Origin of the sequence: Halomonas sp. 72 (assembly GCF_052379785.1) — a bacterium.
Lineage (GTDB): Bacteria > Pseudomonadota > Gammaproteobacteria > Pseudomonadales > Halomonadaceae > Vreelandella > Vreelandella citrativorans.
In genome coordinates this window covers 1-451 of the sequence record NZ_JBQSYY010000060.1, presented here as the reverse complement: position 1 = coordinate 451, position 451 = coordinate 1, and the positions used below count along the sequence as shown (strand labels likewise).

The 451-nt window shown below is 47.2% G+C and carries 2 tRNA genes; both read left to right on the top strand.

Annotation, left to right across the window (positions count from 1 at the left end):
* The first annotated feature begins 75 nt into the window (after positions 1 to 75).
* Positions 76 to 152, top strand: a tRNA-Ile gene (locus tag ACT3T6_RS17730).
* A gap of 104 nt (positions 153 to 256) precedes the next feature.
* Positions 257 to 332: transfer RNA gene (locus ACT3T6_RS17725), tRNA-Ala, on the top strand.
* Positions 333 to 451 lie beyond the last annotated feature (119 nt).

Here is a 451-nt window from a genome sequence, read left to right as displayed (position 1 = left end):
TCCTCGCGGTAAACGTCCACAATGAATTACCTGATCAGATCATAGAGCAAACGGTTTAAGCACGATCCCCCTCTTGGGTCTGTAGCTCAGTTGGTTAGAGCGCACCCCTGATAAGGGTGAGGTCGGCAGTTCAAGTCTGCCCAGACCCACCAAATTTTATCCATCTCTGCGTTATTTTATGACTCGCATAGCAGGCTATGCTTCGCCATAAAATGCCTTGTGATGAATAAAATTCCGAGAGGTAAGTGTCTAAAATGGGGCCATAGCTCAGCTGGGAGAGCGCCTGCCTTGCACGCAGGAGGTCAGCGGTTCGATCCCGCTTGGCTCCACCATTATCCTGACCGTTTGTTTGTTTTGTGACCATTGATAAGTCGCACGTTTTTAGACGTCGCTTTATCACTGTTCATTGAACAGTTGCTCTTTAACAATGTATATCATGCTGACATTAACG